The sequence below is a fragment of the Micromonospora sp. NPDC127501 genome (assembly GCF_040302185.1).
Classification (GTDB): domain Bacteria; phylum Actinomycetota; class Actinomycetes; order Mycobacteriales; family Micromonosporaceae; genus Micromonospora.
Map to the genome: position 1 here is coordinate 229,104 of NZ_JBEORJ010000012.1, position 26,381 is coordinate 255,484.

20 protein-coding genes and 1 pseudogene are annotated in these 26,381 nt (G+C 73.0%); 12 read left to right on the forward strand and 9 right to left on the reverse strand.

All coding sequences use genetic code 11. The features are described 5' to 3' along the window. Positions 1 to 15: 15 nt before the first annotated feature. Together ABTW72_RS25870 and ABTW72_RS25875 are read right to left on the reverse strand one after the other, a co-directional pair. Positions 16 to 774 (reverse strand): class I SAM-dependent methyltransferase, encoded by a 759-nt coding sequence (locus ABTW72_RS25870; protein WP_350862635.1) that lies wholly within the window; start codon positions 772 to 774, stop codon positions 16 to 18. 142 nt (positions 775 to 916) lie between these two features. Further along, complete coding sequence (locus ABTW72_RS25875) at positions 917 to 2,137, reverse strand: MFS transporter (RefSeq protein ID WP_350862638.1); 1,221 nt, start codon at positions 2,135 to 2,137, stop codon at positions 917 to 919. A 135-nt stretch (positions 2,138 to 2,272) separates the two neighbouring features. Here ABTW72_RS25875 and ABTW72_RS25880 point away from each other — a divergent pair, with 135 nt between their 5' ends. The 4 genes from ABTW72_RS25880 to ABTW72_RS25895 all read left to right on the forward strand — a co-directional run bounded on the left by ABTW72_RS25880 (position 2,273) and on the right by ABTW72_RS25895 (position 5,861). Then, positions 2,273 to 2,722 carry a MarR family winged helix-turn-helix transcriptional regulator gene (locus ABTW72_RS25880; protein WP_350862641.1) on the forward strand — a complete coding sequence of 150 codons (450 nt, stop codon included), beginning with the start codon at positions 2,273 to 2,275 and terminating at the stop codon, positions 2,720 to 2,722. A 77-nt stretch (positions 2,723 to 2,799) separates the two neighbouring features. After that, a complete protein-coding gene (gene paaK / locus ABTW72_RS25885; protein WP_350862644.1) occupies positions 2,800 to 4,122 on the forward strand; it encodes a phenylacetate--CoA ligase PaaK in 1,323 nt (440 codons plus the stop codon). Between the two features lie 10 nt (positions 4,123 to 4,132). Beyond that, complete coding sequence (locus tag ABTW72_RS25890) at positions 4,133 to 5,239, forward strand: nucleotide disphospho-sugar-binding domain-containing protein (RefSeq protein ID WP_350862647.1); 1,107 nt, start codon at positions 4,133 to 4,135, stop codon at positions 5,237 to 5,239. Between the two features lie 55 nt (positions 5,240 to 5,294). Continuing rightward, entirely contained in the window at positions 5,295 to 5,861 is a 567-nt protein-coding gene (locus ABTW72_RS25895) for a dienelactone hydrolase family protein (protein ID WP_350862650.1), read from the forward strand. A 172-nt stretch (positions 5,862 to 6,033) separates the two neighbouring features. Here ABTW72_RS25895 and ABTW72_RS25900 read toward each other — a convergent pair whose 3' ends face one another. From ABTW72_RS25900 to ABTW72_RS25915, 4 genes are all read right to left on the reverse strand, one after another. Beyond that, on the reverse strand, positions 6,034 to 6,726 hold the full coding sequence (locus ABTW72_RS25900; RefSeq protein WP_350862653.1) for a hemerythrin domain-containing protein: 693 nt from the start codon (positions 6,724 to 6,726) through the stop codon (positions 6,034 to 6,036). A gap of 89 nt (positions 6,727 to 6,815) precedes the next feature. Then, positions 6,816 to 10,100: an ATP-binding protein gene (locus tag ABTW72_RS25905; protein WP_350862655.1), complete on the reverse strand. Its 3,285-nt coding sequence runs from the start codon at positions 10,098 to 10,100 to the stop codon at positions 6,816 to 6,818. Between the two features lie 66 nt (positions 10,101 to 10,166). Next, on the reverse strand, positions 10,167 to 10,340 hold the full coding sequence (locus tag ABTW72_RS25910; RefSeq protein WP_350862657.1) for a hypothetical protein: 174 nt from the start codon (positions 10,338 to 10,340) through the stop codon (positions 10,167 to 10,169). A gap of 16 nt (positions 10,341 to 10,356) precedes the next feature. Then, positions 10,357 to 12,600, reverse strand: a complete 2,244-nt coding sequence (locus ABTW72_RS25915) for an AAA family ATPase (RefSeq protein ID WP_350862660.1) — start codon at positions 12,598 to 12,600, stop codon at positions 10,357 to 10,359. Between the two features lie 194 nt (positions 12,601 to 12,794). On the opposite strand from ABTW72_RS25915, the gene ABTW72_RS25920 reads away from it, so the two are divergent. The 5 genes from ABTW72_RS25920 (at position 12,795) to ABTW72_RS25940 (ending at position 21,244) form a co-directional block, all read left to right on the forward strand. Then, positions 12,795 to 15,692, forward strand: coding sequence for a helix-turn-helix transcriptional regulator (locus tag ABTW72_RS25920; protein ID WP_350862663.1), 2,898 nt, complete (start codon positions 12,795 to 12,797; stop codon positions 15,690 to 15,692). Between the two features lie 144 nt (positions 15,693 to 15,836). Beyond that, positions 15,837 to 16,607: a DUF5995 family protein gene (locus ABTW72_RS25925; protein WP_210785763.1), complete on the forward strand. Its 771-nt coding sequence runs from the start codon at positions 15,837 to 15,839 to the stop codon at positions 16,605 to 16,607. 374 nt (positions 16,608 to 16,981) lie between these two features. Then, positions 16,982 to 17,383 carry a hypothetical protein gene (locus ABTW72_RS25930; protein WP_350862666.1) on the forward strand — a complete coding sequence of 134 codons (402 nt, stop codon included), beginning with the start codon at positions 16,982 to 16,984 and terminating at the stop codon, positions 17,381 to 17,383. Between the two features lie 87 nt (positions 17,384 to 17,470). Further along, positions 17,471 to 19,567: an APC family permease gene (locus ABTW72_RS25935; protein ID WP_350862669.1), complete on the forward strand. Its 2,097-nt coding sequence runs from the start codon at positions 17,471 to 17,473 to the stop codon at positions 19,565 to 19,567. Between the two features lie 174 nt (positions 19,568 to 19,741). Beyond that, positions 19,742 to 21,244, forward strand: coding sequence for a right-handed parallel beta-helix repeat-containing protein (locus ABTW72_RS25940; protein ID WP_350862671.1), 1,503 nt, complete (start codon positions 19,742 to 19,744; stop codon positions 21,242 to 21,244). A 165-nt stretch (positions 21,245 to 21,409) separates the two neighbouring features. Here the strand turns inward: ABTW72_RS25940 and ABTW72_RS25945 are convergent, their stop codons facing one another. Next, a complete protein-coding gene (locus tag ABTW72_RS25945) occupies positions 21,410 to 22,369 on the reverse strand; it encodes a TIGR03557 family F420-dependent LLM class oxidoreductase (protein WP_350862674.1) in 960 nt (319 codons plus the stop codon). A gap of 246 nt (positions 22,370 to 22,615) precedes the next feature. Here ABTW72_RS25945 and ABTW72_RS25950 point away from each other — a divergent pair. After that, positions 22,616 to 23,049: pseudogene (locus tag ABTW72_RS25950) on the forward strand (winged helix-turn-helix transcriptional regulator). Here ABTW72_RS25950 and ABTW72_RS25955 read toward each other — a convergent pair. Next, entirely contained in the window at positions 22,995 to 23,201 is a 207-nt protein-coding gene (locus ABTW72_RS25955; protein WP_007460667.1) for a hypothetical protein, read from the reverse strand. The pseudogene ABTW72_RS25950 and the gene ABTW72_RS25955 sit on opposite strands and share 55 nt — an antisense overlap. Before the next feature lie 252 nt (positions 23,202 to 23,453). On the opposite strand from ABTW72_RS25955, the gene ABTW72_RS25960 reads away from it, so the two are divergent. After that, the gene (locus ABTW72_RS25960; protein ID WP_350862676.1) at positions 23,454 to 24,281 is read left to right on the forward strand and encodes a hypothetical protein; all 828 of its coding nucleotides are present in this window, start codon (positions 23,454 to 23,456) and stop codon (positions 24,279 to 24,281) included. After that, the gene (locus tag ABTW72_RS25965; protein WP_350862679.1) at positions 24,278 to 25,036 is read left to right on the forward strand and encodes a maleate cis-trans isomerase family protein; all 759 of its coding nucleotides are present in this window, start codon (positions 24,278 to 24,280) and stop codon (positions 25,034 to 25,036) included. Before ABTW72_RS25960 ends, ABTW72_RS25965 begins: the two co-directional genes overlap by 4 nt. Positions 25,037 to 25,050: 14 nt before the next feature. Here ABTW72_RS25965 and ABTW72_RS25970 read toward each other — a convergent pair whose 3' ends face one another. Next, a complete protein-coding gene (locus ABTW72_RS25970; protein ID WP_350862682.1) occupies positions 25,051 to 26,259 on the reverse strand; it encodes a low temperature requirement protein A in 1,209 nt (402 codons plus the stop codon). Between the last annotated feature and the right edge of the window lie 122 nt (positions 26,260 to 26,381).

A 26,381-nucleotide genomic window follows, 5' to 3' on the forward strand; every position in this document is an offset into this window, starting at 1 on the left:
CCGGCGAGGGCCGCGTCAGCGCACCGCCGCGACGACGGCGTCGGGGCCGCCTCGCCAGACCGTGCCGACCTCGCTGAAGCCCGCCGTGGTGAGCGCGGCCAGGTGCCAGGAGACCGGCGGGTTCCACTCGGGGCTGTGCCCGGTCGGGTAGATGGCGTGTCGCTGAGCGACCAGCGGGGCGAGCGTCGGGTCGGCGCCGGCCCGCTCCCACCAGTCCGACCAGGACAGCGTCGAGCCGGCGGCATACCGGGCGTTGCGCCGGTCCCGGGCTCGGTCCATCAGCCGCTTGGTCAGCTCCGGCAGGGTGTCGTCGGGCATGTGGTCGGCGTTGACGAAGACGCCGCCCGGTCGCAGCACGTCGCGCAGTTCGGCGTAGAGCTGCCCGAGCCGGTCGGCCGGCAGCCAGTGCAGGGCGGTGGCGGTGAGTACGGCGTCGTACTCCTGGTGGGGGAGCGCGGAGCGCCACCCGGGGGTGCCGAGGTCGGCCGTGACGATGGTTGCCCGGTCGGCCAGCGAGGCGGCAGCGATGGCGAGCAGCGCCGGGTCGAGGTCGACCAGGGTCGGCTCCGCGGCGGGGAAGCGAGCGAGGGTCCGCAGCGAGATGCTGCCGGTGCCGCCGGCCAGGTCGAGCACCCGCGGCGGTCGGCCGTCGAGGACCGCGTCGACGGTGTCGAGCATGGCGGTGAACCGGTGTTCCCGGTCCGGGAGGTAGGCCTCCTGCTGACGGTCCCAGCTCTCCTGCCAGGCCCACGGATCCACAATGTAAGGGCTCATAGCGATCAGGCTAATTACGGCACGAGCAGGTTGTCCAGACCTTGTTGCACATCTTTTGCAATTGCGAGATGATGGCAGGGCGATGATCAGAGCGACGCCGGGTCGGGCCTCCGCCCGGCCCGGCGTCCTCCTTCCGGCGACGTCAGACCGGGGCGTCCACCAGGCTCGCGTCGGCCCGGGCCGGCTCGTCGCGGCGGGCCAGCCGCAGCGCGCCGAGGAGTACGCCCAGACCGACGAGGGTGAGTGCGGCCCCGGCCCAGATCGGCGAGGTGTAGCCGAGTCCGGCGGCGATGGTCACCCCGCCGATCCATGCGCCCAACGCGTTGCCGAGGTTGAACGCGGCGATGTTCGCCCCGGACGCCAGGGTCGGCGCCTGGTGGGCGTACCGCATGATCCGCATCTGCAGCGGCGGCACGGTGGCGAAGCCGAACCCGCCCATCAGCACCAGCGCGACGATGGTCAGCACCGGATTCGTGGCGGTCAGCGCGAAGCCGACGAGCACCACAGTGAGCACCGCCAGGACGGTGACCAGCGTGCGCGACAGCGACCTGTCCGCCGCCCGTCCGCCGAGCAGGTTGCCCGCGAAGAGCCCCACGCCGAAGAGGACGAGCAGCCACGGCACGGTGCTGGTGGCGAAGCCGCTGACCTCGGTCAACGTGTAGGCGATGTAGGTGAACGCGCCGAACATCCCACCGAAGCCCAGGACGGTGATCACCAGGGAGAGCCAGACCTGCGGGTGGGTGAAGGCGCGCAACTCGCCGCGTAGCCCGCCGGCCGGGCGGTCGGCGTTGGCGGTGGCGCCGGCCGGGATGAGCAGGGCCAGTCCGATCAGGGCGACCACCCCGATGGCGGTGATCGCCCAGAACGTCGACCGCCAGCCGAAGTGCTGCCCGAGGAAGGTGCCGAACGGCACGCCGAGCACGTTGGCGATGGTCAGGCCGGCGAACATCATGGCGATGGCGCCCGCCCGGCGGGCCGGTGCGACCAGGCCGGCGGCGACCACCGCGCCGATGCCGAAGAACGCGCCGTGGCAGAGCGCGGCGACGATCCGGCCGGCCATCATCACGGCGTAGTCGCCGGCGACGGCGGAGAGCAGGTTGCCGATGATGAAGAGCACCATCAGGCCGAGCAGCACCGGTTTGCGCGGCAGGCGGGTGACCGCCGCGGTGAGGGCGACCCCGCCGACGGCCACGCTGAGCGCGTAGCCGGAGATCAACCAGCCGGCCACCGGCTCGGTGACCGCGAAGTCGGCGGCCACCTCGGGCAACAGCCCCATGATCACGAATTCGGTGAGTCCGATGCCGAAGGCGCCGATGGCCAACGCGATCAGGCCGGGCGGCAGGGACTGTGGGCGTACGGACATGGTCTTCCCATCGGGAGAGGGCAGATATGCGGCGCGTGCAACTACACGCGCCGGCAACGAAATACTTGCACGCGCTTTATATCGGCGCAAGCGTGGTAGCCTGGGGTCCGTCCAGATCACACCCAGGAGGCCGGCATGGGCATCGCCGACGACGCGGTCGAGATCCGCGCGCAGGGCTGGCGCACCCTCGCCGCCCTGCACGGGCTGATCGAGACGTCCCTGGAGCGGGCCCTACAGGCCGGCCACGACCTCTCCGTCGTCGAATACACGGTGCTCGACGCGCTCTCCCGGCAGGACGGCTGGCACATGCGGATGAGCCAGCTCGCCCGCGCCGCCGCGCTCTCCGGCAGCGCCACCACCCGGCTGGTCACCCGCCTCGAACAGCGGGGGCTGCTCACCCGCATCCTCTGCGCCGACGACCGGCGCGGCATCTACACCGAGCTGACCCCGGCCGGCTCCGAGTTGCTCGCCCAGACCCGACCGACCCACGACCGGGTGCTCACCGACGCGCTCGCCCGGGCGGAGGCGACCCCCGAGCTGGCGCCGCTGGTCGACGCCCTGCACCGGCTGCCGGCCACCCGCTGACCGCCCGTCGGTCCGGGCGACAGCGGGCGTACGGTACCCGCAGCCCCACCGGGACCGCCGCGCCAAGGAGGCAGCCGATGCAGGACCGCACCCCTCGTCCGGAGGAGCTGGAGCCGATCGAGCGCGCCGGCATCGACGAGCTGCGCTCCCTGCAACGCGACCGACTGCGCTGGTCGTTGCGGCACGCCTACGACAACGTGCCGCACTACCGACGGGCGTTCGACGCGGCCGGGGTGCACCCCGACGACTGCCGGGATCTCGACGACCTGGGGCGCTTCCCGTTCACCGGCAAGGCGGAGCTGCGGGAGAACTACCCGTTCGGCATGTTCGCCGTACCCCGGGAGCGTGTCGCCCGCCTGCACGCCTCCTCCGGCACCACCGGCCGGCCGACAGTTGTCGGCTACACCCGCGACGACCTGCGCACCTGGGCGCGGCTGATGGCCCGCTCGATCCGCGCCTCCGGCGGCCGCCCGGGCGACCGGGTGCACGTCGCGTACGGCTACGGGCTCTTCACCGGAGGCCTGGGCGCGCACTACGGCGCCGAGGAGCTGGGCTGCACGGTCATCCCGGTCTCCGGGGGCATGACCGAGCGTCAGGTCATGCTGATCCGTGACTTCGAACCCGAGGTCATCATGGTCACGCCCAGCTACCTGCTGGCCATCGTCGACGAGATGCGCCGCCAGGGAATCGACCCGCGGTCCACCTCACTGCAGGTGGGCATCTTCGGCGCCGAGCCGTGGACCGAGGACATGCGCCGCGAGATCGAGCAGCAACTGGACATCCACGCCGTCGACATCTACGGGCTCTCCGAGGTGATGGGCCCCGGCGTGGCGACCGAGTGCGTCGAGACCAAGGACGGGCTGCACCTCTGGGAGGACCACTTCTACCCGGAGATCATCGACCCGGTCACCGGGGCCGTGCTGCCCGACGGCGAGCGGGGTGAGCTGGTGTTGACCTCCCTGACCAAGGAGGCGATGCCGGTCGTGCGCTACCGCACCCGCGACCTGACCCGGCTGCTGCCCGGCACCGCCCGCCCGATGCGTCGGATCGAGAGGATCACCGGCCGCACCGACGACATGATGATCCTGCGCGGGGTGAACATCTTCCCCACCCAGATCGAGGAACTGATCCTGCGCACCCCGCAGCTCTCGCCGCACTTCCAGTGCGTCCTCGATCGGCACGGCCGGCTGGACACCCTCACGGTGCGGGTGGAGCGGCGAGCCGACGTCGACGTGGACGCCGCCGAGCGGGCCGGCGGCACGCTGGTTGAGCTGGTGAAGAACACCATCGGCGTGAGCGTGGCGGTCGACGTCCTCGCCCCCGACACCGTGGAACGGTCGATGGGCAAGATGCGCCGCATCGTCGACCAGCGGCCTGCCTCGATGTCGCCGTCGACATAGGATTCTGCCCATGCGCGTGCTGGTGGTCTCCGCCCCGCTCGTCGGGCACGTCTTCCCACTGGTGCCGCTCGCGGTCGCCCTCCGCGACGCCGGCCACGACGTGCTGGTGGCCACCGGCGGCGGAGCTCTGGCCGCCGCCGACGCCGGTCTGCCGGTGCACGACATCGCGCCGGGCTTCGAGTTCGGCCGGATCGCGCTGCGGGTCTTCCCCCGCCATCCGCTGATCGCGCGGGCGGAGATGGCCGGCACCGCCGGCACCCGGGGCGCCGGCCTGCTGTTCGGCGCGCTCAACGACCAGATCGTCGACCCGGTGGTCGCGCTGGCCACCCGGTGGCGACCGGATCTGGTGCTGCACGAGCCGTTCGCGGTCGCCGGTGCGGTGGCCGCCGCGCGGCTCGACGTGCCGGCCGTACGCCAGGAGAACGCCCTCTTCGACGGCCGGGACCTGGTCCGCGCCACCGTCGCCCGACTCGGCGCGGCGCTGCGCCGCCACGGCCTCACCGAGCTGCCCGCGCCGGCCGCCGCCCTCGCGGTGGCCCCACCCAGCGTCGCCACCCAGAGCGGCTGGCCGATGCGCTACACGTCCTATGTCGGTGGCGGGGAGTTGCCGGCCTGGCTGCGCGAACCGGGTGAGCGCCAGCGGATCCTGGTCACCCGCAGCACCCTCACCGGCCCCGGCGACCGGGGGCCGATGCCCGCCGTGGTGGCCGCCGCAGCCGAGGTGGACGCCGAGATCGTGCTGGTCCGCCCCGACGAGCGGTCGGCCCGCTCGGTGCCCGGCAACGTGCGGGTGGTCGACTGGATCCCGCTCGACGAGGCGTTGCCGGCGAGCGCGGCGCTGGTGCACCACGGTGGTGCGGGCAGCGCCCTCGGCGCCCTCGCCGCAGGTCTGCCCCAGCTGGCCACCACGGGTCCGGGGGACCGGCGGCACAACGCCGAGCTGGTGGCCCGCCGGGGTGCCGGCCTGGCGCTGCGTCCCCGGGACATCGACGCGCGGGCGCTGACCCAGCTGCTCACCGACGAGCGCCTGCGGACCGCCGCCGCGCAGGTCAGCCGCGAGATCGCCGAGATGCCGCCACCGACGGACCTGGTCGCGCGACTGGCGGCACTGGTCTGACGCCGATCCCGCGTGGCCACCCCGGGTGCGCCGTCGACTGCGGCAGGATGACCGGATGCGACACGTCGTGCTGTTCCACTCCGTGCACGGGCTGCGGCCGGCCGTGCGCGCCGCCGCCGACCGGTTGCGCGCCGTCGGGCACCAGGTCGGCACCCCCGACCTGTACGGCGTCCCGGCCACCGACACCGTCGAGGAGGGCTTCGCGCTACTCGACAAGATCGGCCACGAGGTGGTGCTGGACCGGGCCCGCGGCGCGCTGCGTGACCTGCCACCGGAGACGGTGCTCGCCGGCTTCTCGATGGGCGCCGGGGTGGCCGGTGCGCTGCTGGCCGAGCGCCCCGCCGCTACCGGTCTGCTCCTGCTGCACGGCACCGGTGGCGCCCCGGACGCGGTCCGGCCCGGGTTGCCGGTCCAGCTGCACCTCGCCGACCCCGATCCGTACGACGCACCGGACGAGGTCGACGAGTGGCAGCAGGGCATGACCGACGCCGGCGCTGACCTGACGGTCTTCCGCTATCCCGGCGTCGGGCACCTGTTCACCGACCCGGACCTGCCCGAGTCCTCCCCGGACGCCACCGCGGCGGCCTGGCCGCGCGTGCTGGCCTTCCTGGCCGCCCGCTGAGCGCGCGGCTCGACCTCGGGTCACCTGGTGGCGTGCACGGTGCGCTCGGGTGGCCCGCCATGTCGCTCTGCGGAGAAGCGGTATACCTCAGAGGTATGAATATGCCTCTGAGGTATACCGCTTGATGCCGCATCCGCCACGACGAAGGTGACCGACGGTGACCGTTCTGGCCTCAGCGGACGGTGGTGCCGATGCGCGGGGGCGTGGCGGTGCCGTGCACCCGCTTGGCGTGGCTGGCGAACAGCCGGGGCGCGATGATCGGCATGAGCAGTCGGGCCGGCAGCGGCGCGTGCGCCAGCACCGCCTTGACCACCTCCGGATCGCCCTCGTACATGGCCAGGCCGAAGGCCAGCGGAAGCTGCCTCTTCGGGGACTTGCTCATGCCGTGCTCGCCGAGCTGCATCCACTCCCGGGCGGTGACGTGCCGTTGCGCCAGCGGCAGGATCTCGCTCTCCTCCAGGGCCATGTGCTCGATCAGCGCGGCGCGGAGCTGCTCCAGGGCGTCCGCGAGCTGCTCACCGTCGCGCGCGGTGCGGCGCCACTGGGGGAGGAGGGCGACCACCGCCGCGTGGGCGTCCTCGATGGCGTGGTGCTGCGCCTCCATGGTGGGGACGATCGCCGCGGCCTCCGCGCCGCCGCGCTCCAGCAGCCGCGGCCAGAGCAGCAGGTCCTCGCCCTCGTGGTGCAGGTGCAGGATGTGGCAGAGCATCTCGGCGTGGGCGCCGACGACCTCCGCGCGCGTGGCGTCGCCCGGGGTGACGTCGCGGACGAGCTGCGGCAGCAGGCTGAACTCGCGACGGAGCGCCGAGTGCGCCATGTACATGTCGCGTACGTCGGCCATGGCTTCGCGGTGGTTCTGGTTCACGGTGACCTTTCCGAGGATCAACTGGCACAGATCTGTTGATCATGCTCGGTGCCACTTGGAACCGGCTTGGAATCCGCCAACCGTGACGGTCAGCGGGCCATCGCCGCCGTCGCCTCGGCCAGCCAGTGCGGCGACTCCCACCGGCGGGCCACCCGCGCGGCGATGGTGAAGTGCCGGATCGCCTCCTCGGTGCGGTCCACCAGCCGGAACAGCTCACCCAGCGTCAGCGCGACCGGTCGCACCACGGCTGCGGTGGTGGAGAAACCGGCCAGTTGGTCGCGTACCGGGAGCAGTGCGTCGATCACGGGTTGGGCCAGGTCCCGTCGACCCAGCGCCACGACGACCATCCCGCGTACGCTGAGCAGCGCCGACTCGAAGTAGTCCGGGCGGTAGGTGTGCCGCCCGATCGGCATGGCCCGCGCCTCGTCCAGGCGTCCGCTCCCGATCAGCGCCAGCGCCAGCAGGTCGTCCACGATCGGGCCCAACGACCCCCGTATCCGCCGGGTCGCCTCCAGGTGCTCACCGAACCGCCCCTGGCTGATCAGCAGGGTGCCGGTGGAGAAGTAGTGGAAGGCCTCGGCGTGCAGCGAACCCTGCCGCCGCATCTGCACGGCGACCTTGTCGTAGTGCCGCCGCGCGGCGGCGAAGTCGCCGGCGATGTGCGCGAGAGCGCCCAGCGAGCACAGGTTGATCGTCTGCGCCTCGTTCAGCTGGTACGTCTCGGCCAGCCACCCCTGCCGGGCAACGCTGAGGCGCAGTTCGTCCGGCTCGTTGAGCGCGGCGGCGCAGTGGCCCAGCGCCTGCTCGGCCACCGAACGGTAGGTCACCAGCGCGTGCTCGTCGGCGAGGTCACGCAGCTCAAGGGCGAAGGTCCGACGGTCGGGCGCCTCCCGCTCGTAGCTCATGGTGCGCAACCGTGCGGCCAGCCCGAGGGCGCGCAGCTCGGGGTCGTCCAGCCGCTGCGAGAGGGCCAACGCCTCCCGTCCGGCCGCCACGCCTCGCGGATCGGACTCGCCGTCCAACTCCGTGGCCAGCGCCTCCAGCAGCCGGCAGCGGGCGACCGGGTCCAGGTCGTCGGCGCGCAGCAGCCGGGTGAGCAGCTCGACGACCCGGTGGTCCACCACGCCGTACTCGTGGGTCAGCCACGGGGTGGGGACGGTCCACGCGGTGAACGCCGCGACCAGCAGGTCGTCGCGGCCGGCCGCCGCGGCGACGTCGATCGCCCGAGCGCGGGTCTGCCGGGCGGCCGCCACCGCGCCGGCCCGCGCCTGGGCGCGCAGCAGCCGCCCGAGCAGGTCGACCCGGAGCGCGTCGCGGTCCCCGGCGACCGTGGCGGCGGCCTCGACAGCATTGCTGAGCAGTTCGATCGCGGCGTCGTACGCGTACCGCCGCTCGGCCAGCTCGGCGGCCCGGATGGCGTAGTCGACGGCGAGCGGCGCGGTGTCGGCCGAGGCGGCGCGCGCGTACTGGTGGGCCAGGGCGGGGTAGTCGTCGGGCCGCAGCCGGCGGGTGGCGTCGGCGATCCGCGCGTGCAGGCGGGTGCGGCGCAGCTGCGGCAGGTCGCTGTAGATGGTGTCGCAGACCAGGCCGTGCACGAACCGCACCCGCCCGGGCGCCGGTTCGGTGAGCAGCCCGGCGGCCAGCCCGGCTTCCAGTGCCCGCAGGACGGTGCCCTCGTCGGTGCCGGCGGCGTCGACGAGTGTTCGCACCTCGGCCTCCCGCCCCACGGCCGAGGCGAGACGCAGCACCGAGACGGCCGTCGACGGGAGGCGCGAGAGTCGCCGGCGCAGCACGTCGCGTACGCCCTCGGGCACGTCGGAGGTGGCCACCAGGGTGCCCTCGGCGGCGAGCAGTCGCGCCGACTCCCGGACGTAGAACGGGTTGCCGCCGGTCCGCTCGGCCAACGCGGCGACCGTGTCCGGGTCGACGGTGGTCCGGGCCAACGCGCCGAGCAGCCGTTCGACCTCGGACGCGCTCAGACCGCCCAGCGGGATCCGCTGCGGTGACCGGCGGGCCAGGACGGCCATCGTGTCGGCGAGCCGCTCGGCGTTGTCGGCGGGCCGCAGCGCCGCGACGAACAGGACGGTGCCGGTGGTCATCTCGGTGACGCTCTGCAACAGCAGCAACGTCTCCGCGTCGGCGGCGTGCAGGTCGTCGAGGATCACGGTGACCGGTCTGCGGGCCGCGGCGGCGTCCAACCAGGCGCCGACGGCACGGTGCAGCCGGAACCGGCCGGCGGTGACGTCGCCGCCGGGCTCGCCGTCGCCCCCACCGAGCAGCGGGGCGAGCGCCGGTGCGAGGTCACCCGGGGGTGCCTGCTCGGCGAGTTGCCGCAGCGCCTCGACCCAGGCCCAGGCCGGCGGGGCGCCCTCGACCTCGGGGCAGCGGCCGACAGCGACCAGCCAGCCGTGAGCGGTGAGCTCGTCCCGAAAGCGGGTGAGCAGGCTCGTCTTGCCGGCGCCGGCCTCACCGTTGAGCAGAGCGACTCGCGGCCCGCTCGCCGCCGCCTCGGCGGCTGCCTGCCGGAGCGCCTCCAGCTGCGCCTTCCGGCCGACGAAAACCTCCTCCGACACCTGCCGCTGACCGCGTCCCGCTGTCGCCGCCACCGGTGGCAGCAGGTCGAGTCGCTGGCCCAGGATGGCGGACTCCACCTCGACCAGCGCCGGGCCGGGGTCCAGTCCGAGCTGGTCGGCCAGGGTCGCCCGGGCCCGGCGCAGCGCGGCGAGCGCGTCGCCCTGCCGACCGGTACGCCACAACGCCAGCGCCAGCAGCCGCCAGCTCTCCTCCCGCAGCGGCGCCTGCCGGGTCAACAGCTCCGCCTCCGGCACCGCCTCGGCCGCGTCGCCGCAGCGCACTGTCACGTCGAGCAGCAGCTCCCGGGCCCCGAGCCGCAGTTCCCCCAGCCGCAGCACCTCCGGCTGCGCCCACGGCTCACCGGCGAATTCGGCGTACGCCCGACCGCGCCACAGATCGAGCCCGGCCCTCAGCAACCGACGTGCCCGGCCCGGGTCGGCGGGGCCGACCGCACGCGCCTCGGCGAGCAGCGTCTCGAACCGCCAGGCGTCGACGGCGTCGGCGGGCAGCCGCAGCGCGTAGCCCGGTGGCGCGGTGACCAGGACCCGGGCCGGCGCCCGGCGCTCGCGGGCCGGCTCCAGAAGGCGGCGCAGATGCGAGACGTACGCCTGGAGGGAGGCGATCGCCCGTGGCGGCGCGTCACCCCGCCACAGATCCTCGATCATCTGCCCGACGGAGACCACCTCGCCGCGCGCTGCGAGCAGCAGCGCGAGCACGGCGCGTTGGCGGGGGCCGCCGAGGTCGACCGGCCCGCCTGTGTCGACCTCGACCTCAAGCGGCCCGAGCACCCGTAGCAGCATGACGGACCAATCCTAGTCGCGCTGGTGAGCGGCTCATCCGCTCCCACGGGACACCGGGCAGCCAGCTCATGGCAGAGGCGGGTGGCGCTCCGGCACCGCGCGGGGCACCGCCGCATGCGCCGACGCCAACCGGGACTTCTCCCGTACCCCCGCCGACCTGGCCGTGCCGCCCGACCCGGACGAGCTGATCGCGTACGTGCCCCTGCTGGTCGTCGACGGGCCGGTTCGGCTGCCGGGCATTCAGTGATCATCGGAGTCAGGCGGAGGCAGGCAGGCCGTCCAGTGGGCGGACCAACGGTGGGCGGGGTATCGCCCGCGCCACGCCTGGTGGAGTGCCGGCGTCGGCGAGCGTCCAGTGCGCAGCCGAACTCGCCGGCGTGGGGCGGATCGGCGCTGCGGGCCGTCCGAGGTCCCGAAGTGGGTGACCGCCAACGCCGAGCGCAGGTCGGGTCGCCGCCGCGGCCGGCGTCGGCGGTACGTCGCCCGCCGAGGCGACGGCTCGGAGCCGGCGTGGGCCCACCGTACGGTTGGCGTCGGGACCCGACGCGGCGGGACGGGTGGCCATCGTCGGGCTGGGACTGCCTCGCCTCAGCGCGGTCGGGCCGGTGGCACTGCCCGGCCCCGCCGGGGCCAGCGCTGCGAAGACGGCGTCGAGGCGGCCGGTCCGAGCGCCGACGGTGTCGAGCCGCACGATCTCCGCACTCCTCGCCGCCGAACCGTTGACCGCCCCGGCGGGCGGGTTGGCGTCCCGGTGCACGGTGTCGAGGTGCGGCACGCAGGCGGCCCGGCGTTGGAAGACGGCCCGCAGGGCACGGGGCAACCGCTCGGCGGCGACCTGGCGCAGCGCCGGAGCGGCGAACGCGTACCCGTCGACGTGGTGGGGGAGCAGCAGCCCGGCGGCGACCAGCTTGCGGAGCGCGGCGGCGGACCGGCCGGGCGTCCAGCCGAGTGCCCGGTCCACGGCCGCCCCGGAGATCAGACCGCCGAGGGTGCCGGCGGCCATCAACACCGCGCGCCGCTCACCGTCGAGGTGATCCAGCTCCGCGCCGACGGCCCGCCGTACCGCCTCGGGCAGCGGGAGCTCCGCCGGATCGGCACCGTCCACCAGCGACGTGACGTACGCCGTCGCGTGCCCGGGGCGGCCTCCCACCAGCGGCAGCAGCCGGTCGACCAGGGCCACCGGCTGCCCGGCCCGGGTGAGCAGGTGGCGCAGCAGCCGTCCGGACTGCACCGTGGCCAGTGGTGCGATCGTCATCTGGCGGGCTGGACCGGGCCGGGTGTCGGCCCACTGCGGCTGGTGCACGGTGAGCAGGGCCAGCGGCAGCCCGCGCTCCGTCGCCGCGCCGAACAGCGCGTGCAGGAAACGGCTCACCGCCGGCGCGGCCCGGTCCAAGTCGTCGACGGCCACGATCAGCGGCCGGTGGGCGGCCAGCCGCAGCAGGACCTCGCGGCAGATCGCCGCGCCGGCGAGGGCGGCGGCCGAGCCGTCCGGGGTGGTCAGCATCCGCTGGAGCGCCGGGACCGCGGTGGCCACCCGGGTCGGCGGGAACAGCGGCGTCAGGGCGGCGACGAGCCGGTCGTGGACCGCCCCCGGGCCGTCGCTGTGCCGGATCCCGGCGAGGCCGCGCAGCAGGTGCGCGACCGGCGCCAACACCTGATCGGGGTACGGCTGACAGATCGCGACGCACCAGCGGACCGGCGATCCGTCCACCGTGGTCAGCCCGCGGGTCAGCTCGTGCAGCAGCCGGCTGCGGCCACTGCCGGTGGGGCCGACCAGTGAGATCCAGCGTGGCGTCCGGTTTCGGATGGCCTCGCCCAACTGGTCGCGGATGGTGGCCAGTTCGCGGCGTCGACCGATCAACGGGCCGTCGTGCCGGTCGGCGCTGGGGCGTACCGGACCGACGGCGTGCCAGACCGGCACCGGCGGCACCCTGCCGGCGACCGGCACCGGCGTCAGCTGACGTTGGGTGATCAGGCCGGCGGTGGCGCGCGCGGTGGCCGCGCAGAGCGCGACGGCACCGGGTGCGGCGTACTCCTGCAGGCGAGCCGCCGTGGTGATCACCGCGCCGCTGGCCACGCCGTGCCCACCGGTGACGGCGTCGCCCAGGTCGACCACGACCTCGCCGGTGGCGACACCGACCCGGACGCGCAGCCTGATCCCGTCGACCATGGGCCGTCGGTCCAGCGCGGCCTGGATCTCGAGCCCGGCGCGCACCGCCCGGTACGCGTCGAAGCCGTCGGAGTGCCGGGCGCCGAAGAGCGCCATCACGGCGTCGCCGATGTACTTCTCCACCACCCCGTGCCAGCGGTGCAGCACACCGGCGACGGTGTCGAAGTAGGCCCGTTGCAACGCTCGGACGTCCTCGGGGTCGAGCCTGTCCACCAGGGCCGTTGAGCCGACGATGTCCGCGAAGAGGACGGTGACGACGCGCCTCTCCTGAGGTACCGGCCAGAGCGGGGTGACGGTCCGTTGCGTGTCGACGATGATGCTGGTGGTCATGGGTGTCGCACCGGCCTTTCTCCCCGCTGTTGCCTGATCACCTCCGGAGATTGGCATTCCTGGGCCGACGGGGGATCTGCCGAACGACGTATGTCGGCCACCTGCAACCTTTAGTCGCAAAGTCGACGCGAGGAGTACCACAAGCGGCGGGCGGACGTAGAACGGTACGGGGCCCTGTGATTAGGCTGCGTGGCATGGCCAGCGATGTGGACACCGCACCGCTCGTGGGCCGAGCCGAGCTGGTGCAGACGGTTCGGTCCGCGTTGCTCGGTGACGCCGCGCACGGGCAGACCGCGGCGGTCTTCCTGACCGGCGAGAGCGGTGTGGGAAAGACCCGGCTGTTGGGCGAGATCGGCGACCGCCTACGGGAGCGGGGCGCCGTGGTGCTCACCGGCAGCTGCCTGGACATCGGTGACGCCTCCCCGCTGCACCCACTGTTGCAGGCGCTGCGCCGGTTCGACACCGAGGTGTCCACCTCGCCCGCCCGCACCTCCTCGGCGGTGCGGGGGCTGCTGCAGATGTTCGCCGACGAGACCGCCGGCCCGGACGGCGCCGGCGCGTTGCTGGAGCGGGTCTCCCGTGGCCTGCACCTGATCGCCGAGGGTCGCCCGCTGGTGCTGATCCTCGACGACCTCCAGTGGGTCGACCGCAGCACCCGGCAGCTCCTGCTCTACCTCCTCGCCGGCCTGGGCGATCTTCAGCTGTCGGTGCTGGCGGCGGTGCGTGCCGAGTCGTTGCAGGGCGCGCACCCGTTGCGCCGGGTGCTCACCGAGCTGCGTCGACTCCGCACGGTGCGGGTGCTCGACCTGGCGCCGCTGGGCCGGGCCGACACCGAGACGCTCGCCGCCGCTGTGGTCGGCCGGACGCTGACCGCAGACGCGGCCGAGCAGGTGTGGCAGCGCAGCGGCGGCAATCCGTTCGTCATCGAGGAGCTGGCCCGGGATCTGCGCGACGGCCGCGACGGCCTGTCCGAGACGCTGCGGGAAATCTTCCTCGACCGGGTCGACGCGCTGCCCCAGCACGCGCACGCCGTGGTGCACGCGGTGGCCGCCGGGGTCGAGCCGGTGCAGCACTGGCTGCTGGCCGAGGTGCTGCGGATGCCGGAGGACGAGCTGATCGCCGCGGCCCGGGCCGCGGTGGCGCACCGGCTGCTGGTCGGCGCCGACGAGGGCTACCGGCTGCGGCACCGCCTCGTGGCGGAGGTGCTGGCGCACGAGCTGCTGCCGGCCGAGCGTTCCGGGCTGCACCGCCGCTACGCCGAGGCGCTGACCACGGCGCCGGGTGAGCTGCACCAGGCCCGGCTGGCGCACCACTGGCGACTGGCCGGCGAGCCGGCGCGTGCCCTGCCGGCGGCGGTGGCCGCCGCCCAGGAGGCCGAGCGGCTGCACGGTTACGCCGAGGCGCACCGGCACTGGTCGGCGGCGTTGCAGTTGGCCGCCGAGCCGGGCCCGCTGACGGTGGACCGGGTCGAACTGCTCGAGAACGCCGCCGAGGCGGCCCACCACTGTGGGGAGCACGCCCGCGCGTTGGCCCTGCTGGAGGAGTTGGTCACGCTGCGGGGTGGCGAGCCGAGCTGCGCGCTGCACATCCGCCGGGCCCGCTACCTGGCCGCCGCCGGTCGTTCCGCGCTGGCCGAGGAGGAGTACCAGCGGGCGCTGAAGGCGGAGGACTGCTCTCCTCGGGACCGGGCCAGCGCCGCTGCCCGCCTGGCCGAGCTGTTGCTGCACCTGGGTCGCTACGCCGACGCCGGTGCGCGGGCCCGCGAGGCGTTGGCGTTGGCCGAGAACGTGGCGGGCTCCGCCACGGAGGTGGTGCTGGCCAGTTCGGCGTTGGGCTTCAGCGACGCCTGTCTGGAAGACCCGGACGCCGGTCTGGCGGTCATGCGCGACGCCCTCGAGACCGCCGAGCGTGCCGGTCAGCCCGAGGACGTGGCCTGCGCTTACCTGCACCTGGCGGAGCTGCTGACCGGGCCGCTGAACGTCCTCGAAGAGGGCGTGGTGGTGGCGCGGCGGGGCGCCGAACGGGTGGCCGAGCTGGGGCTGGGCCGCACCTGGGGCACCCGGCTGCTGGCCATCGCCATCAACGGACTGTTCCGGGTGGGCCAGTGGGCCGAGGCGGAGAAGGTGGTGGCCACCGCCCTGCGGCACCGACCGTCCGGTGCGGACGCCGTGGAGCTGCTGTTGGCCCGGTGCCGGCTGTCGGTGGGCTACGGCGACATCGAGGCCGCCGGTCGGGACCTCGACGCGGTGGCCACCCTGCTCGCCGGCGGCGGGGCGCGACACGTCATTCCGCTGCTCACCCTGCGCTCCGGGCTGGCCATGTGGGAGGGCCGGCACGACGTGGCCCGCCAGGCGGTCCAGCGCGGCCTCACCGAGAGCCGTTCCGACGACGTGATGATCCTCTCCGCGCTGGTCTGGCACGGCCTGCGCGCCGAGGCGGAGGCGCACGCCAGCCGCACGGTGGAGGTGGACCCGACGGCGGTGCGCCGGCTGCGGGACGTGGCCGAGCGGGTGGCCCGCAAGAGCGCCGGGGCCGCCCGGCCGGTGCGCTCGGTGGTGGAGGGCTTCCTGGCGCTGTGCGCCGCCGAGGTGAGCCGCCTCGACGGCAGCGATCCGGAGCTGTGGGCCGCGTCGGCGGCCGAGTGGGATCGACGCAATCACCCCTATCCGGCGGCGTACTCGCGGCTGCGGCAGGCCGAGGCGCTGCTGGCTCGGCGCAGCCGGGTGGCCACCGCCGGCAAGCTCCTGCGGGAGGCGTACCGGGTGGCGCAGGGGTTGGGCGCGGTGCCGCTGACCTCGGAGATCCGCGAGCTGGCCGGGCGGGCCCGGGTGTCGCTGGACGAGCGCGACACCACCACCGGTACGCGCGGCGTCGCGGTCGAGGCGTCCGACGACGAGTTGGCGGCGCTCACCGCCCGGGAGCGGGAAGTGCTCGCCCTGGTCGCCGAGGGGTTGACCAACAAGGAGATCGGGCAGCGGCTGTTCATCAGCGAGCGCACCATCGGGGTGCACGTGTCGCACATCTTCGACAAGCTCCAGGTCCGTACCCGCGTGCAGGCCAGCGCGATCCAGTTGCGCAACCAACGGGGCTGACCGCCCGACCACTGAAGTACGTATCCCGGCGCGTGTGCGCGCCGGGATACGTCGTTCTACTGATCCGGCGGGCGGGTGTCGGCTGAGAGGCTGGGCCGCGTCGACGACGGCACGGGGGATGCCGCCGACCACAATGGAGGAGAAATGATCGAACCGGTCTGGGGGCCCGTGCACCGGGACATCGTCGACCTGCTCGCCGATCACCCCGCGGACGTGCCGGCCGTGGTCGATCACCTGACCAAGCTCCAGGACATGCTGGTCCGGTTGCCACCGTTGGAGGCCAGTTGCCCCCTCGCTGACTTCAACAAGCTCTACCTGACCATCACCAGCAGCGTGCTGGACGGGCTGTACGACGACCGCTTCGTCGACCCGGTCTTCCTCTCCCGGCTCGACGTCGAGTTCGCCGCCCGGTACTTCGACGCGATGCGGCTGTGGACCGACTCCAGCCCCGGCACTCCGAAGGCGTGGTCGTGCCTTTTCGAGCGGATGCGGGGGCCGGACGCCCGTCCGCTGCCGTCGGCGGCGGCCGGGGTGAACGCGCACATCAACTTCGACCTGCCGTTCGCCCTGGTGACCACGTTCGACCACCTGGAGTCGGAACCGGTCGACGGCAGCGACCAGCACCACGACTACCTCGAGATCAACAACATCTTCGCGGACAAGATCCCCGGCCTGCGCCGGGGCTACCTGGAGCGGTGGCAACTGCTCATCGACATGCTCAACGGCGACATCGACGACTGGTACCAGGGGGAACTGGTCGAGTACACCCGCGATGTCGCCTGGCGTAACGCGCAGAAGATCTGGCGCTGCCGGCACGATCCGGACGCCCGCGAGTGTGAGCGCACACGGTTGGACGACAACGCCGCGGCGCTCGGCCGGTTGCTGCTCTCGCCCCTCGGGGCGTTCCTGCAGTAGCCGGGACGGGGGGCCCCCGCGCTCCGCCCCGTGGGGGGCGGCGGAGCGCGGGGGCGCGTCCCACCAGTTCCACCCCGCGTGGCCGCCCGAGGTCGGGTCGGTCACGGCAGGGGACAGCCGGTCGGCCCGGGGGGTGTCGACCGTCTGCCACCGTCGGCCGGCCCGGGGGGTGCCGGCCGACGGTGGGGAGCACCGAACGGGGGTCACGTCGACGGCGTGCGGATCCGGGGGTGTCGGCGGGCTCGGATCGGGTACGCCCGCGCCATGACCGTCCTGGCCCGGCGCCGGCCCGCCGCCCGCCCCCGGCCCGCGCGGCCCGGCCCCCTGCGGCCGGGCGGCCCGGTGTCGCGACCCACCGCTCGGCCCGGTGCCCGATGACCGGCGTCGTGGCCCGGTTTCCGTTCCGCTTCGACCCGGTGTTCCGCCCGGCGTTGGCGCTGCTGGGGGTCCGCCCGGCGACGGCCTGGGTCGCCGTTACCGAACGGGACCTGATGATCCGGTACGGGCCGTGGCGGCTGCGGACCGACCGGGACAACGTCACCGCCGTCGAGCTGAGCGGGCCGTATCGCTGGTGGCGGGCGATCGGCCCGCACCTGTCGCTGGCCGACGGCGGCGCGACGTTCGGCAGCAGTGTGGCCGGCGGGATCTGCCTGCGCTTCGGCGTTCCGGTGCCGGCGCTGGTGCCCGGGGGGCGGCCCCGGCATCCGGCGGCCACGGTGACCGTCGCCGACCCACCCGCGCTGGCCCGGCTGCTCGCCGTCGCGGACCTGTCCTGAGCAGGCCGAACAGGTGCCCGGTTCCGCCGATCGGGCGCCGGGGCACCGCCTACCGTCAGATCAGGACCTGTGAGGGTGGGACTGGCGATGGCTGACGAGCACCGGGCGAAACCACGGCGCTGGAACGGGCGGCGCCACACGCCGAGCGGGCCGGACCCGGCGCTGCGGGCGGCCCGCGATCCCGCCCGCCCACACCGGGGCGGCCGGCAGGGCGTCGTGGTGCCCGAACGGGTGGCCACCCCGGCCCGCTCGGCGCCGCCGGCCAGCCCGCTGCGCCGGTGGCTCTTTCAGCACCAGGTGCAGCCGCCCGGCCCCGAGGCGACCGAGGGACAGAACCGCCGGCACGCCTGGTGGCAGGTGATGTGCCTGACCGGCGTGGACTACTTCTCCACGCTGTCGTACCTGCCGGGCATCGCTGCGGTGGCGGCCGGGGCGCTCTCCCCGCTGGCGACCCTGTTGATCGTCGTGCTCACCCTGTTCGGCATGCTGCCGATGTACCGGCGAGTGGCCCAGGAGAGCCCGCATGGTCAGGGATCGGTGGCGATGTTGGAGCGGTTGTTGCCGTTCTGGCGGGGCAAGATCTTCGTCCTCGTACTGCTCGGCTTCGTGGCCACCTCCTGGATCATCACGATCACCCTTTCCTCGGCCGACGCCACAGTGCACCTGCTGGAGAACCCATACCTGCCGGACGTCCTGCACGGGTCCCTGGTGCCGGTCGTGGTGACGGTGGTGCTGCTGCTCATCCTCGGCGGGGTGTTCCTGCTCGGGTTCCGCGAGGCGGTGGTGGTGGCCATCCCGCTGGTCGCGGTCTTCCTGGTGCTCAACGCGGTGATCGTCGCGGTCGCGGTGGCCCGGATCGTCGAGGACCCGGGCATCGTGTCGAACTGGACGGCCGCGGTGACCTCGACCGGCGGCGGGCCGGGCCAGGTGCTGCTCACCGCCGTGCTGGCGTTCCCGCTGCTGGTGCTGGGGCTGTCCGGTTTCGAGACCGGGGTGAGCATGATGCCCCTGGTGGCGGCCGACGGCCCGGACAAGCAGGCCCGGCTCGCCGCCCGGATCCGCAACACACGTCGGCTGCTCACCACCGCCGCGTTGATCATGTCCGTGTACCTGATCTCGACGACGTTCGTGACCACCGCGCTCATCCCGGCGGAGGAGTTCCGGCCGGGTGGCGGCGCGAACGGGCGGGCGCTGGCGTTCCTGGCGCACACCTACCTGGGGGAGGTGTTCGGCAGCGTCTACGACGTGAGCAGCGTGCTCATCCTCTGGTTCGCCGGCGCCTCGGCGATGGCCGGGCTGATCAACATCGTGCCGCGCTACCTGCCGTCGTACGGCATGGCGCCGGAGTGGGCGCGGGCGGTACGCCCCGTGGTGATCGTCTACACCGTCGTCAGCGTCGCCATCACGATCGCCTTCCGCGCCGACGTCAACGCCCAGGCCGGGGCGTACGCCACTGGGATCCTGGCCATGATGGTCTCCGGGGCGGTGGCGGTGACGATCTCCGCGGCCCGCCATCACCGGCGTGGCTCCGCGATCGGCTTCACCGTGCTGACCCTGGTGCTGCTGTACGCGCTGCTGGAGAACGTCATCGAGCAGCCGGACGGCATCACGATCTCCGCGCTGTTCATCCTCGGCATCATCGTGGTCTCGTTGGTCTCCCGGGTCACCCGAACCACCGAGCTGCGCGCCGAGCGGATCGAGTTCGACGAGGCGGCCCGTCGGTTCATCACCGAGTCGCTGGCGCACGACGGGCAGTTGCACCTGATCGCGAACAAGCGGCAGAAGGGGTCGGTGAAGGAGTACACGCTCAAGGAGCGGGCGCAGCGCGGGATGAATCCGGTGCCCGGGGCCGCGGACGTGCTGTTCCTGGAGATCGATGTGGTCGATCCGTCGGAGTTCAGTCAGGTGCTGCGCGTACACGGGATCGAGGTGGGCGGCTTCCGGGTGCTGCGGGCCAACAGCCCGGCCGCGCCGAACGCGATCGCCGCGATCCTGCTGGCCCTGCGGGACGCCACCGGGGTCCGGCCGCACGCGCACTTCGAATGGTCGGAGGGCAGCCCGATCGCGCACCTGGCGCGCTACCTCATCCTGGGCCGGGGGGACACCCCGCCGGTGGTGCGCGAGATCATCCGCCGGACCGAACGGGACCCGCTGCGTCGACCCGGCATCCACGTCGGTGGGTGACCGCAATGCCGCTCTGACAGCTTTGAAGATGAAAGAGGGCACTATTCACGTTCACACCTTCCTGTCCGTATTGCGGACCTATCGTGACGTTTGGTAGCCGGCGAACACGTCGAGCCCCCCGCGCCCGAATCGGCGCGCGGCCACGTCACGTACGCAGGAAGGTAGGCACCGTTGATGTCCACGTACCGAGAGGGAGACCGCCCGACCCGACCCAGACGGCGGTCCCGATGGTTCTTAGCCAGCGGCTTGCTGGCGGGGAGCCTGGTCGTGGGAGCGGCCGGAGCGGCCGCCGCCGCCGACCGCGCCCTCACCCTCCCCGGTCTGGCCCGGCTGACCCCGGCAGCCGACGACGACCGCCGCGACGGCGACCGGCGGGGTCCGCAGCCCGGCCAGGACGACGCGGAGCGTGCCCGCCCGACCACCCCGGGCACCGGCAAGCGGGGCGTGGTGTCGGTGCCGTGCGACGCCGCGAAGCTGGTGGCGGCGCTGGTGGCGGCCAACGCCGAGGGTGGCGGCGAACTTCGGCTCGCGCCCAAGTGCCGTTACACCCTCACCGAGGCGTTCCACGAGACCGACCAGTACGACGGCGGGATCCGTGACGCCCGGGAGGCCGCCGACGCCGCGGAGACACCCGGCGACGCCGAGGCGCCGCCGCACAACCCGGCCGACGACACCGCTGGCCTGCCGGTGATCTACCAGCCGATCACGATCAACGGCGCGGGCGCCACCATCGCCCGGGCCGCCCAGGCCGCCTCGTTCCGCTTCTTCACCGTCCGCGACGGCGGGGAGCTGACCCTGCGCGACGTGGAACTGCACAACGGCCGCTCGGCCATCGAGGGCGGCAGCGTGCACGTGGTGCACGGCGCCACCGCCGTGGTCGAACGGGTCACCGTCACGCAGAGCACCTCGCTGTCGCCCGAGGGGGGCGGCGGCGGCATCTTCAACGACGGCAACATGGTGGTCACCGACTCCACGTTCGTCGGCAACAGCGCCTCCGGCGCCGCGGGCAAGGGCGGGGGCCTGCTCAACGGCGGCGTGCTGACGCTGAAGCGCTCGGAGTTCCACCGCAACAGCGCCAACGCCTACGGTGGCGGGCTGGGCAACTACCGTGGTGCCGCCGACGTGGAGAGCGTCTCCTTCACCCAGAACAGCGCCGCCCAGGGTGGCGGGCTGGCCAGCTTCTCGGCCCGGACGAAGGTCTCCGACACCGAGCTGCTGAACAACACCGCGCAGGTCGGCGGCGGCGCCGCCAACTCCGACGCGGTGCTGGTGATGCGCACGATGACCATCCGCGGCAACACGTCCACCGTCAACGGCGGTGGCGTTTCGACAGTGAAGGGCCTGACGCCGATCGACGACAGCGTGATCGACGGCAACACCACCCACGGCCTCGGAGCCGGCATCTACGCCGAGAAGGCGAACCTGCTGGTCCGCGGCAGCGACGTGACCCGTAACGAGGCTGTCGGCGCCGCGTCCCAGGGCGGCGGCATCTACGCCAGCGCGGGCTCGGTGGCGATCTACACCAGCAAGGTCACCCACAACGCGTCGACGGTGAAGCCCGGCGGCATCTTCGGCATGCACGCCCAGGTCAAGATCGACGACGAGAGCGTGGTGGTCGAGAACGAGCCGACCAACTGCGAGGGCAGCCAGGTGCCGATCGCGCACTGCTTCCGCTGAGCGTCCACCCGCGCACCATCCCGAGCGCATTCATCCTGAGTGCACCGCCCGCCCGGACGATCGTCCGGGCGGGCGGTGCTCCGTCGTCACGTGACGCCCTCGGCCCCTCGCTGACCGCCGATCCCGGTGGCCACCGAGGCTGCCGACCTGCTCCTCATCACGGCGTCAACCCATCGCGCGCAGCCGGCCGGCGAGGTCGCCGGCGAAGAAGTCGAGGAAGCCGTCCGGGTCGGGGCCGGCGTTCTGAAGGACGATGTGGTCGAAGCCGGCCTCGACGTACGACCGGACCTTGGCGACGTGCGGTTCCGGGGCCGGGCCGATGGCGAAGAGCTGCCGGATGTGCTTCTCCTCGACGTACGCGCTGGCCGCGTCGAAGTTGACCGGGTTCGGCAGTTCGCTCATCACCTTCCAGCCGGTGACCATCCATCGGCTCGTCTGCAACACCGCCTGGACCGCCTGTTGCTCGTCGGTGGCCCAGGCCAGGGGCACCTCCGCGTAACGCGGGCCCGCACCCTGGGCGCGACGGTAGTGCCCGACGATCGACGCGTCCGGCTCGGTGGCGAACAGGCCGTCGCCCAACTCGGCGGCGAGCCGCGCCGACGCTTCGCCGCTGGCCGCCACCGCGATCACGGGCAGGGTGTCCGGCAGGTCGAAGATCCGGGCGTCCTCCAGTTGCAGGTGCCGGCCCTCGTACGACTGGTAGCCGCCCTGCCAGAGCAACCGGATGATCTCCAGCGCCTCGCGTAGGCGCTCGTGTCGCCCACGCACGCTGGGGAAGCCCTGCCCGACCACGTGCTCGTTGAGCCGCTCTCCGGCGCCCACCCCGAGGGTGAACCGGCCGTCGGAGATCAACGCCATGGTGGCCGCTGCCTGCGCGATGATCGCCGGGTGGTAGCGGACGGTCGGGCAGGTGACCCCGGTGGCCAGGCGCAGGGTGCTGGTCCTGGCCGCGATGGCACCGAGCACGCTCCAGGTGAAGGACGAGTGCCCCTGAGCGTCCAGCCACGGGTGGAAGTGGTCGCTCATCTCGACGAAGTCGAAGCCGGCCCGCTCGGCCAGCACGGCCTGCCGGATGATCTCCTGCGGGCCGTACCCCTCCGAGGCCAGCTTGTAGCCGATCTGCATGACCACACTCCCGATCCGTTCGCTGACTGAGGCATCGGCGGTTCCCGGCCCCGGCGCTGACAAACGCCGTCCGCCCGCAAACCAGCCTCCTAGGATGCCCTAGGCGGTGTGTGGTGGACGACGGCAGCCACGCACTTCGAAGTGCGTGGCTGTCCGGGGTGAGCGAGCACGTCGGAGGGGGTGGGTATCGCGACGGTGAACCGGCCGGGCACTGCGGACGGACACGTCTGCGGTATCGACACCGCGATGGAGGTGATCGGCGGCAAGTGGAAGGAGCTGATCCTCTGGGCGCTGCACGAGCACCCCCTGCGTCGCTTCGGCGAGCTGCGTCGACTGCTTCCGGGGATCGCCGAAAGGTGCTGGCCTCCCACCTACGGGAGATGGAGGTGGACGGCGTCGTGCGCCGCGTCTCCTACGACGAGGTGCCGCCCCGCGTCGAGTACTCGTTGACCGAGGACGGCACGCGCCTCAACGACGCCCTCGAGCCGCTGGCCGCCTGGAGACGTGACCGGTCGACCGTTCGACGGCTGGGGGAGGAGGCAAGCTGGTGCTCCGGAGTGACCCCGCCGAAACGCGCCGGCCCGTGCCCCCACTGCGGGGGCACGGGCCGGGGTACGTCTGTCGTCTACTTGGAAGGCTCGGGCAGCTTGCAGTCGACCTTCGGGTTGGCGCCGATGTAGTTCAACGGCCCGGCCACGATGGTGACCAGGATGGTGCCGGCCTCGGCGCAGTTGGTGTCGTCGCCGCTGTAGTAACCGCGCTGGCCACCGGCGATGGCGCCGATCACCAACCAGATCACGACGATGACTCCGAGAATCGAGGTGCCGCGCATCGCTGCCTCCTGAGGTATGTGGTGGATCTGAGGTGCAGCCGTTGTACCCAATCGGGTCGCGCGGCTAACGGTGGCGTGCTACGCCCCCCGCCGGATCCCCCATCCGGCCGATGCCGTCCGCCGTTGTGTACCGCCTGGGCATCCGCCGCCCGCACCGGGTAGCGCCTGTCGGCTATCGGATCGGCGACCGACCTCGCCGTCATCTGGGTGAGTGGACGTAGAACTGCCTCACGGCCCCGCCGAGGAGGACTCATGGACGCCCCGACACCGCCCCTGTACATCGACCGCCCCGAGGATGTCGCGGTCGCGGCCCGCGCGCTTGCTGGCGGCGCGATCGTCGCGGCGGCGTTCGCCAACTTCTACGTCATCGTGACGCGTCCCGACGCGGCCACCGTACGCCGGGTCAACCTGGCCAAGGGGCGACCGGCCCACCAGGTCGGCAGCATCACCACCGCGATCGGCCGGATCCCCGGGATGTTCGACTGGACGCGGATCTCGCCGCGGTTGCCGGTCGGCCGGGTGCGGGCGCTGATGGATGCCCTCTACGGGGCCGGGCCGTTCGGCTTCCGCGGGCCCGCGGCGGATCGCCTCCCCGAGCATCTCACCCAGGTCGACCAGGGGATGCGGACCAGCCAGGTGATCGCACCGGGGCTGACCTGCCCGTCCAACGTCTTCTTCGAGCGGGCGCTCGCCGAGACCGGAACGGATCACCTCTACATCACCTCGGCGAACCGCTCCCGGCATCTCACCGGAGCGGCGGAGGAACCGGCGCACTGGAAGGCGGATGCCCTCGCCGCCGACTTCGCCCACCTCGACGATCTGGTGGTGCTGGTCCACCGGGACGAGGCCGCGGCCCGCGCCGCGTACCCGGGCTACCTCACCACCTCGGTCACCCTGCTCTCGTTCCACGCGCCGGCGGGTGACCTCGAAGAACCGCCGGTGCTCACCGTGGACCGGCACGGATCGCTGCACCTGGACGACGTCCGTCGCGCCGCCGCGCCGCTCGGCCTGCAGGTGCGCCTGGCCGGAGGGGCCCGGGACCGATTGCAGGTTCGCGGGTACGCCGGGGCACTGGTGTGAGCGGCTACCGCATCGGCCTGGTGGTGCCCAGTTCCAACACCACAATGGAAGCCGAGATCCCGGCGATGCTGCGCCGACGTGAGGTCGTCGATCCGACGGTCCGCTTCACCACCCATTCCAGCCGGGTACGGCTGCGTCAGGTGACCGCCGACGAGTTGGCCCGGATGAACCGCTCCGCCCTGCGGTGTGCCGCCGAGCTGGCCGACGCCCGCTGCGACGTGCTCGCGTACGCCTGTCTGGTAGCGGTGATGTGCGAGGGCGCCGGCGCGCACGAGCGGGCCGAGCGGCGGTTGGGCCGCGCGGCCGGTCGCGCCGGGCACGGCATGCCGGTGGTGACCAGTGCCGGCGCCCTGGTCGCCGGGCTGCGGGCGCTGGGTGCCCGCCGGGTGGCCCTGATCGCGCCGTACCTTCCGCCGTTGACCGCGACCGTCGCCGCCTACCTCGCCGCGTACGGCGTGGAGGTGACCGACGCGGTGAGCCTCCGCGAGCCGGACAACGTGGCGGTCGGGCGCATCCCCGCGGCGAGTCTGGTCGAGCTGGCCGATCGGCTGGACGTGACCGACGTGGACGCGGTGGTCCTCTCCGCCTGCGTTCAGATGCCGTCGCTGGCGGCCGTGCCGCAGGTGGAGGCCCGTCTCGGCCGCCCGGTGCTCACTGCGGCGACGGCGACGGTGCACCAACTGCTCACTGGTCTGGGTGTCGAGCCGTACGTGCCCGACGCCGGCCGGCTGCTGGCCGGCCCGAATCCGCGGTGAATGGCGGGTGTGGTTCAGTGCGGCGGTGACGGGGCCTCCGGCGGCTTGCCCTGGCTACGCCGGAAGTCCGCGTAGGCCACGCCGGCCAGCACCAGCAGCCCACCGAGGGAGGCGAACACCGGCGGCAGGTACAGCAGGCCGGGGGCGATGGTCAGCAGCGCCAGCACCCCGCCGGGTCGGGACCACGACACCCGGCTGAACACCTCGTACTCGAACGAGGCCCGGCCGGCCAGGAACAGCGCCGGGCCGCCGAGGATCACCGCCAGCCAGGCCGGCGGGATCCGCCCGGTCGGCTCGTGCAGCACCAGGTGGAAGCCGGCCGCCGTGGTGACCACGCCGGAGATCATCAACAGATGGGTGTACGGCGCGCTGAACAGGAACTTGCTGGGCGACTCGGCGGCCTGGATGGCGGTCGGCAGCAGCTCGCCGGACTTGTGCACGTAGATCCGCCAGAGCAGCAGTGTGGTCAGGAACGCCACAGCGAATGCCCCGATGTTCTCGGCCTCGTTGTGCTCCATGCTGAACATGGTGCCGATCGTCAGGATGGCGTCGCCGAGCGCGATGATGAAGAACTGCTGGTAGCGCTCGGAGAGATGCTCCGCGGTGACGTTGCGCTGCTTTTCGGGCACCACCCCGAGCCCCGGCACCGGGTACGCGAGCCGGAAGCCGAGGTAGTCGATGGCGAGCGCGATGGTCCAGCACGCGATCCGGGCGTCCCCGCTGACGAATGCGCCGATGAGCCACGGGATCGCCGACACCACGAACCAGAGGAAGATGCGGACGGCCCGACGCTGGGTCTGCGGTTCGCGGCGTACCGCCGGCATCAGGAACAGTCCACGCCCCAGGTGGATCGCCACGTAGGTGCCGGCGAAGACGAGCCCTCGATTGTTGAACGCTTCCGGGATCGCCGTGGTCATCAGCAGCGCGCCGAACATCACGGCACTGATCAGCAGCTTGATCTCGGTGCGTTCCGGGTTGTACAGGTCGGTGACCAGCGTGGTGATCGCCCAGGTCCACCAGACGGCGGCCAGCATGATCAACGCCTCGGCGGCTCGGTGCCAGTCGAGCTGCTCGACCATTCCCCGCGAGATGAGCGCGAGCGCGACCACGTACACCAGGTCGAAGAAGAGTTCGAGGAGGGTGACCCGGCGCGGGGCCTCCGGGTCGCGCACCGGCGGACCGCTGGCCCGTGGTGATCCGGGCTCCGGCGCGGCGAGGTGCACGGGATACTCCTGCGGAACCGCTCGACTCGATGGACCACCATCCGGGCGGCGTCGGCGATCGGGATTCCGGCGTTCACGGCGTGCCGCAGCGCGGCGTCCATGGTCAGCGTGCTGCCGGCGAT

Coding starts and splice junctions, on each gene's coding strand:
- paaK (WP_350862644.1), top strand. CDS start 2,800: ATGCAGGACCGCACCCCTCGTCCGGAGGAGCTGGAGCCGATCGAGCGC.
- ABTW72_RS25910 (WP_350862657.1), bottom strand. CDS start 10,340: ATGCCCGGCAGCCGAACCGGCCCGTCGACGACCAGCAGGGGCACGTAC.
- ABTW72_RS25870 (WP_350862635.1), bottom strand. CDS start 774: ATGAGCCCTTACATTGTGGATCCGTGGGCCTGGCAGGAGAGCTGGGAC.
- ABTW72_RS25920 (WP_350862663.1), top strand. CDS start 12,795: ATGGCCAGCGATGTGGACACCGCACCGCTCGTGGGCCGAGCCGAGCTG.
- ABTW72_RS25930 (WP_350862666.1), top strand. CDS start 16,982: ATGACCGGCGTCGTGGCCCGGTTTCCGTTCCGCTTCGACCCGGTGTTC.
- ABTW72_RS25890 (WP_350862647.1), top strand. CDS start 4,133: ATGCGCGTGCTGGTGGTCTCCGCCCCGCTCGTCGGGCACGTCTTCCCA.
- ABTW72_RS25895 (WP_350862650.1), top strand. CDS start 5,295: ATGCGACACGTCGTGCTGTTCCACTCCGTGCACGGGCTGCGGCCGGCC.
- ABTW72_RS25880 (WP_350862641.1), top strand. CDS start 2,273: ATGGGCATCGCCGACGACGCGGTCGAGATCCGCGCGCAGGGCTGGCGC.
- ABTW72_RS25905 (WP_350862655.1), bottom strand. CDS start 10,100: ATGCTGCTACGGGTGCTCGGGCCGCTTGAGGTCGAGGTCGACACAGGC.
- ABTW72_RS25940 (WP_350862671.1), top strand. CDS start 19,742: ATGTCCACGTACCGAGAGGGAGACCGCCCGACCCGACCCAGACGGCGG.
- ABTW72_RS25955 (WP_007460667.1), bottom strand. CDS start 23,201: ATGCGCGGCACCTCGATTCTCGGAGTCATCGTCGTGATCTGGTTGGTG.
- ABTW72_RS25935 (WP_350862669.1), top strand. CDS start 17,471: ATGGCTGACGAGCACCGGGCGAAACCACGGCGCTGGAACGGGCGGCGC.
- ABTW72_RS25945 (WP_350862674.1), bottom strand. CDS start 22,369: ATGCAGATCGGCTACAAGCTGGCCTCGGAGGGGTACGGCCCGCAGGAG.
- ABTW72_RS25960 (WP_350862676.1), top strand. CDS start 23,454: ATGGACGCCCCGACACCGCCCCTGTACATCGACCGCCCCGAGGATGTC.
- ABTW72_RS25925 (WP_210785763.1), top strand. CDS start 15,837: ATGATCGAACCGGTCTGGGGGCCCGTGCACCGGGACATCGTCGACCTG.
- ABTW72_RS25915 (WP_350862660.1), bottom strand. CDS start 12,600: ATGACCACCAGCATCATCGTCGACACGCAACGGACCGTCACCCCGCTC.
- ABTW72_RS25875 (WP_350862638.1), bottom strand. CDS start 2,137: ATGTCCGTACGCCCACAGTCCCTGCCGCCCGGCCTGATCGCGTTGGCC.